Source organism: Chamaesiphon polymorphus CCALA 037, from assembly GCF_003003845.1.
GTDB lineage: Bacteria > Cyanobacteriota > Cyanobacteriia > Cyanobacteriales > Chamaesiphonaceae > Chamaesiphon > Chamaesiphon polymorphus.
Genome location: NZ_PVWO01000310.1, coordinates 1 through 7,079, shown reverse-complemented (window position 1 = coordinate 7,079; position 7,079 = coordinate 1). Strand labels below are relative to the sequence as shown.

General features: G+C 46.7%; 7 protein-coding genes. All 7 read left to right on the top strand.

The features are described 5' to 3' along the window. A partial coding sequence (locus C7B77_RS30195; protein WP_106308864.1) for a hypothetical protein occupies positions 1-902 on the top strand: 902 nt, incomplete at its 5' end. Between the two features lie 445 nt (positions 903-1,347). After that, positions 1,348-2,508 (top strand): phosphate ABC transporter substrate-binding protein PstS, encoded by a 1,161-nt coding sequence (pstS, locus tag C7B77_RS19955; protein ID WP_106308861.1) that lies wholly within the window; start codon positions 1,348-1,350, stop codon positions 2,506-2,508. Between the two features lie 15 nt (positions 2,509-2,523). Continuing rightward, positions 2,524-3,513 carry a phosphate ABC transporter permease subunit PstC gene (gene pstC, locus C7B77_RS19950; RefSeq protein ID WP_106308858.1) on the top strand — a complete coding sequence of 330 codons (990 nt, stop codon included), beginning with the start codon at positions 2,524-2,526 and terminating at the stop codon, positions 3,511-3,513. Positions 3,514-3,913: 400 nt separating this feature from the next. After that, complete coding sequence (gene pstA, locus C7B77_RS19945; RefSeq protein ID WP_106308855.1) at positions 3,914-4,807, top strand: phosphate ABC transporter permease PstA; 894 nt, start codon at positions 3,914-3,916, stop codon at positions 4,805-4,807. 163 nt (positions 4,808-4,970) lie between these two features. Beyond that, positions 4,971-5,768 (top strand): phosphate ABC transporter ATP-binding protein PstB, encoded by a 798-nt coding sequence (pstB, locus tag C7B77_RS19940; RefSeq protein WP_106308852.1) that lies wholly within the window; start codon positions 4,971-4,973, stop codon positions 5,766-5,768. A gap of 185 nt (positions 5,769-5,953) precedes the next feature. Then, entirely contained in the window at positions 5,954-6,559 is a 606-nt protein-coding gene (locus tag C7B77_RS19935) for a Uma2 family endonuclease (protein ID WP_106308848.1), read from the top strand. A gap of 333 nt (positions 6,560-6,892) precedes the next feature. Then, a partial coding sequence (locus C7B77_RS19930) for a hypothetical protein (protein ID WP_146138415.1) occupies positions 6,893-7,079 on the top strand: 187 nt, incomplete at its 3' end.

Sequence of the window (7,079 nt, the reverse complement as noted above, 5' to 3'; positions counted from 1 at the left end):
AAAGTGCCACAGGGTTTCTGCTGATTCTGCTACCAGCAGCACTAGCAATATCTGCGCTGTTTGTAGCGTGGCCAATAATTTTGGGCGTGACTGTGCTCATCGCTAGTGGAAATATCTGGCAAAATTACGAGTGGTCGAAGACTGTAAGATCGATCGATCCGGTTTTTCAACAATCGATCGTCCAATATCGCGGCGAAATTACCCCGCTCGATCTCTCTGTCAAAGCGAATATCTCTGGGGCGGTTGCCAATCGGTATTTGGCAGCTAAAGCCCATGAATTTGGCACTAGTAGCCGCCAACACCCCGATCGAGGGCAAGTTTACTATTTTGTCTCGATTAGTACTCTTGGCAGCATTCTGGACGACAGTGAGGTCGAGTTACCAGAACTGATGCCAGCGACAACTCCAGTCGTGGCTATTCCATCTACTCCTGCTAAATCTCTTGTAGAAACAGTAGTACAGTCAGAACCCACAACCTCTGTGGCTGCTACTGCGACGGCAATGTCAATTGTCTCAGATCCCACTCCTGAAGTAGTCCCGCAATCGACTGAAGCGGTAACTGTCGAGCCTGTCGATCTTCCCCTGGAGATTGCCCCAGCCACTCCCAGTGCTACCCATACTGAAGATCTTCCTCCAGAGATCGCCTCTGCCACTCCCATTATCGCCGACAGTGCGGAAGCAGAAATAGCGTCGATCGCTCCAGAGCCGACTACCTCAGCTACCGCTCCGACAGTCACGATCCTCCAATCCGATCTGGCTAAACGCTTAGACGTGCATTCTAGTACTGTTTATAAGCGACGGAGCGAACCAAATTTTACCGACTGGACGCGCAATCGCGATCCTGATGGTATTGGTTGGGGCTATTCTGTAGCGAGTAAAGAATATTATCGAGTAGATACTTAAGTTGGCGAACATCGCTCTGATGCGCACCAACTTGTCAGTTCATCGATCGAGAGTCTGTAACGATTTTTAGTCGTTACAGATATTTTTTATAGGCCGTAATTACTTGCAATATGTTTTAAAAGGAAGATCTAGCAGTAGGTCTGATTAGTTTACTAAGCCAATTGGCTGATGCTAAGGATAGCACGGCAATGGCAATTCAGCCATTTAAAATCAAAAGCAAAACCTTAACCTATTATTAACCAAAATATACTCTCTAATGACATATTTTAAATAGAATTAAGCTAGTACTAAATTTTGAATATAATTAAAGTACTTTGTAACTCTAATCATGCTGGAATCTAGCATAAACGCCCAACAGATTATTGGGTACGAGTAACTAACTTACTCGCTTCCGGGTGTGAATAGTTTGATAAATTTTAGACCGTAACAAATCTTGAGGAGTAGTATGAAGATCGATCTCAACCAACTCATTGGTGAAGCCTCTAAACGAGAGCCTCGCGCCAATTCTATGACCAAAGCTACTGCTAGATCCCGTTACATGCTCATGCCGATCGCGCTGACGATCGGCATGAGCATGTCTGCTTGTACCCCCCAAAGTCCTGATGTGGCAACCCCACCCACAGGCGGAACATCTACTCCAGCACCTGCCGCTGGTGGTGGGAGTAATTCTGCGCTCAGTGGTGCTGGCGCGTCGTTCCCAGCTCCTTTATACCAACGCTGGTTTAATGACTACAATAAAGCCAATCCTGCTACTCAGATTAGTTATCAATCCGTCGGTAGTGGTGCTGGTGTCGAACAATTTTTGGCAGGTACGGTCGATTTTGGGGCGACGGATGCACCCTTAAAGGCCGAAGAACGGGCTAAGTTCAAAGCTAAATATGGTGCCGAACCAATCCAAATTCCGATGACTGGTGGTAGTGTGGTATTTGCCTACAATGTGGATGGAGTGAAGGATTTAAAATTATCTCGTGCTGCATATTGTGGGATTGCGGCGGGTAAAATAACTAAGTGGAACGATCCGGCGATCGCGAAAGCCAACGCTGGAGCAAAACTCCCCGACCAGACCATTCAATTTGTGCATCGTTCTGACGGTAGTGGGACGACTTTTCAGTTTACGACTCACCTTAAAGCAGCTTGCCCTGGCGTCTGGACAGCAGGTGCTAACAAGTCTGTGGCTTGGCCTGCTGGTACTGGTGCCAAGGGCAATGAAGGGGTTGCCGCTCAGATCAAACAAACGCCTAATTCGATCGGGTATGTAGAGTACTCCTACGGTAAGCAAACAGATCTGACAATGGCCGCAATCGAAAATAAAGCTGGCCAAATCATCGCACCATCTCCTGAAGCTGGAGCTGCGGCATTTGCAGGTCAAACAGTACCAGCAGATTTGGCGTTGATCGTAGCAGATCCCACCGATCCCAAAGCTTACCCGATTTCTGGTCTGACATGGTTGTTACTCTATCCACAATCTAAAGATGCTGCCAAGCACGCATCATTGAAGAGCGTGGTTGAATGGGCTTTAACTACAGGTAAAGCCACAGCTACAGAGCTAGGCTATATTCCACTAGAAGCCGATCTAGTTACGAAGATAAAGGCAGAACTTAAATAAGGCGCAATAGACCTCATGACTTCAAATTCTCCAGCTCCCAAAGAAACATTATTAGAATCATCTACTAATTTCAAATTAGTGCGAGCGGTAGACCAAAATTTCCGGTGGCTAACATTGGGACTGGCAATTTCGGTGGGGCTGATCCTGATGTGGATCGCTTACTCACTGTTTGTCATTGCCCTACCCGCCATTCAAAAGTTTGGCTTGGGATTTTTGACAGATAGTACTTGGGATCCCAACAAGAATGTCGATCCGGTAACTGGGATCGGTGGCGTGTATGGAGCACTGCCGCATATCTACGGTACCGTCCTCAGTTCCATCATCGCACTGCTATTTGCCGTGCCTTTGGGAGTTGGAGTGGCGATTTTCTTGACTGAAAACTTTTTGAAACCACAGATCCTCCAACCAATCGCCTTTACGATCGAACTACTCGCCGCAGTACCCAGCGTGGTCTACGGTTTGTGGGGGCTATTTGTATTCTTGCCAGCACTCAAGCCCTTGTTTCAAGCACTGCATAATTACTTTGGCTGGATTCCGTTTTTCTCGACCGAGCCAAGCGGACGTCAGCTATTTGGTGCATCGATCGTACTGGCAATCATGATTTTACCGACAATTATTGCCATCTCCCGCGATACTCTCAACTCCTTACCGCCAAAACTCCGTCAAGGAGCCTATGGACTGGGGGCGACACGCTGGGAAACCATCACGCGAGTACTGCTACCAGCCGCACTTTCGGGAATTATCGGTTCGATCATGTTAGCACTCGGACGCGCACTGGGCGAGACGATGGCCTTGACAATGCTAGTCGGGAATGCCAACCAGGTCAATATCTCTTGGTTGTCGCCTGCCTCGACACTATCATCGCTGATTGCCAACCAGTTTGCCGAAGCCAGCGGACTTCAGAAGTCATCGCTGTTTTATGAAGCTTTGATTTTGATGGTCTTAACGTTGTTGGTAAACATGCTCGCGCAAGCACTCGTCAGTCGCTTTCAGCAAGTTGAGTAGTGCTACCGCAATCAGACTTCGTTTCGAGATCCCAATCCCCCCTAGCCCCCTTAAAAAGGCTACCGTGTACACACAAGTTGGATGGACTTCGTTTGAGGTTGGTTTACCCCTTATAAAGGGGGGGCTTTAGCTCCCTCCCCTGTCTTGTCTCGCTTCTATGCGGAGGAGCGGCGCACCTCGGTCGGGAAACCCGACCATGAGAGTGCGACAAGACAAACCTCCGCAGAGCGAGCCGCGCATATTCGGGGAGGGCTGGGGTGGGGTAAAGGGACTACGCTCGTTACCAACAGACTTGTGTGTACACCGTAGCTGAGGTGATGGACAGCAATTTTAGTCACTCCTTTTTCAGCCTAAACCCTCATCCCTAAATCTCAATGTTGCTGTTGTATAGGCGAAACTTATGACTCCTGTATCTTCTAAATTATCTACTACCGAACGGCCCGACGATAATCAGTTTGGAGTATCTCCCAGTCGCCAGCTCTTTGGTAAGGTGATGACCGGGTTGGTGTTTGCCTGTGTCGCGATCTCCATCATTCCACTAGCTTCAATTTTGTTCATGGTTATCACCAATGGACTCGGTGGCTTTTCGCCAGCAATTTTTACCGATCTACCGCCTGCGGCAGGAATGCAGGGCGGTGGCTTTAGAAACGCGATCGTCGGTACCCTGCTGACCTGTGCGATTGGTGCTATAATTAGTATACCTTTTGGGGTATTAGCTGCAATTTATACAGTTGAGTTCGGACAGGGTAACTGGATCTCTCAACTGGTCAGGTTTTGCACCAACGTCCTCAGCGGCGTACCCTCGATTATTGCTGGTTTATTTGCTTATGGGGTCGTCGTGCTGCTCACAGGCGGCTTTTCAGCAGTAGCTGGTGGAGCGGCTCTATCGGTACTCATGTTACCGACCATTATTCGGACAGCGGAGGAAGGACTCAAATCAGTTCCTAAAGCTACTCGGCTGGCTGCTGTTGGAATCGGTGCTACCAATTTTCAAACAGTCACTCAGATCGTATTGCCCGCCGCTCTACCATTTGTAGCGACGGGTGTAACGCTGGCGATCGCCAGAGCCGCTGGAGAAACTGCACCACTGTTATTTACCGCTCTATTTAACCAGTATGATATTAAGGGGCTATGGGAGCCAACCGCAACTTTATCAGTTCTAATCTACAACTTTGCGATTTCGCCCTTCCCCAATCAACAAAAGTTAGCATGGGTGGCTGCCTTACTGATTGTCCTGCTGATTTTATCTATCAGTATCTTCGCTCGGCTCGTTTCTCGGCGCAAAGTTTACTAAGTTTGTCTTTATTTAAGTACGCGATCGTAGATAAATAGTCACAACTCTGGGAATGCTATCTAGAGCGTAACTTTGTAGCGATCGCTTCAAATCGATCGATATTCAACAACTATTGGGTTCTAGTCATCTTTCAAATACCCATTAACTATAGTCTCTAATTTTTATGGCCAATACTCATACCGATCGGGAAATTGTGATTAAGACAGATAATGTCTCGATTTTCTACGGTGCCTTTCAGGCAGTACGGAATGTTTTTTTAGATATTCCTAAAAATAATGTCGTCTCGTTCATCGGGCCTTCTGGGTGCGGTAAAAGTACCCTGCTGCGCTGCTACAATCGCCTCAACGACCTAATTCCCAATGCCAAAGTTCAGGGCGAGATTACCTATCGCGGTACCAATCTCTACGATTCTAAAGTTGACCCCGTAGAAGTACGGCGGCGGATTGGCATGGTATTTCAACAGCCGAACCCTTTCCCCAAATCTATTTATGATAACGTAGCCTTTGGTTTGAAAATTGCTGGATTTACAGGTAATTTTGACGAACGCGTCGAGCAATCGCTCCGCAAAGCAGCCCTGTGGGAAGAAGTTAAAGATAAACTCCAACAAAGCGGTCTATCGCTCTCTGGAGGACAACAACAGCGGTTATGTATCGCTAGGACGATCGCCGTCGAGCCAGAAGTGATCTTAATGGACGAGCCGTGCTCGGCACTCGATCCGATTTCGACAGTGCAGATCGAAAATCTGATCCACGAATTAAAGGATCGGTTCACGATTATTATCGTTACCCACAATATGCAGCAGGCGGCAAGAGTATCTGATAAAACCGCCTTTTTTAATGCGGAAGCAGGCGAAGGCGGTAGTCGGTTTGGCTACCTAGTAGAATACGACGATACCCGCACTATCTTCGGTTCGCCAAAAGAAGAAAGAACTCAAGAGTATATCAGCGGTCGATTTGGTTAGATCGCGTTCGCGTAGCGTACCGTAGGTAATCGACAAATTGCCAGTATCTACGCCAAGCAAATCCAAAAAAGCGATCGAGTTTTATATTCGATCGCTTTTTTTAATTAACCCTGCATCCATTTTTACGACTGCTATAATGATAGTCTGACAAAGTTGCACTTGCACCAAGTCTCAGAGAGGTAAAAATGGTACTAATAGAGTCTAAAATAATTGGCTTTGATGATTTTATCACCTGGTTGCCAGAGCGATCGGAATATCGTTATGAGCTTAGAGATGGAGAAATTCTGGAAATGCCTAAACCAAAAGGCAAACATTCAGAAATAGCGGGTGAGATATCTGGCAAACTATATTTAGAGATTAAACGATTAGATCTACCGTACTTGATTCCACGAGAATCGATCGTCAAATCGATCGATGGTAAATCTGGATACGAGCCAGATGTTATTGTCTTGGACAAAGAAATGCTAGCTCAAGAACCGCGCTGGGAAACGGAATCGATAATTACCCAAGGTAGTTCGGTTAAGCTAGCAATAGAAGTTGTATCGACTAATTGGCAAGATGATTATGCAGTGAAGCAGATTGCTTACCAAGCTTTAGGGACACAAGAATATTGGATCGTCGATTATTTAGGATTAGGCGGACGAAATTTTATCGGCTATCCCAAACAACCAACGATTTCGGTTTATTATTTAATCGATGGTGAATACGATCTGCATCAATTTAGAGGTAGCGACCGCATTCAGTCGCCAACATTTCCCAATCTCGAACTATCGATCGATAAACTAGTCTAAAAATATCTCTCTCATCCCTAGAAGCCATCGCGCAAGCATTGTCAAAACTGGGATTTTTATGAGTGTCTTGTCGATCGATTAACATTGCGATCGATGCAGTTTAGTTAGTTGTTAAGGATAATTTGTAAATTACGCCTATCTTGTATTAATATTTTCATCCCTCGATCGAATGGTAGTAGATCCAAACTGGATTCACCCCAAATGCCCTTCCAAAATCCTGTAAAACCGTCTAAGGTGATAGAACCATAGCTGCATATCCCGATGTAACTGTTGCTACCGAGATCTAGCAGATCGGGACGATCGCTACAAACTATCTTACTCCTGACTGAAACGATGGCTTTTTCTGCACTAATTCGCACCCTCGAACGCTCTCAACTCTCAGCGGAACTGCTCTCCAAACTTCAACAACAGGGGATGCTGCATTTGAGTGGTTTGCCGCGTTTACCGAAAGGTTTGGTGGCTTCTGCGCTGGCTCAAGGATCGCAGCAACATCTGGTGGTGGTAACGGCGACAGTAGAAG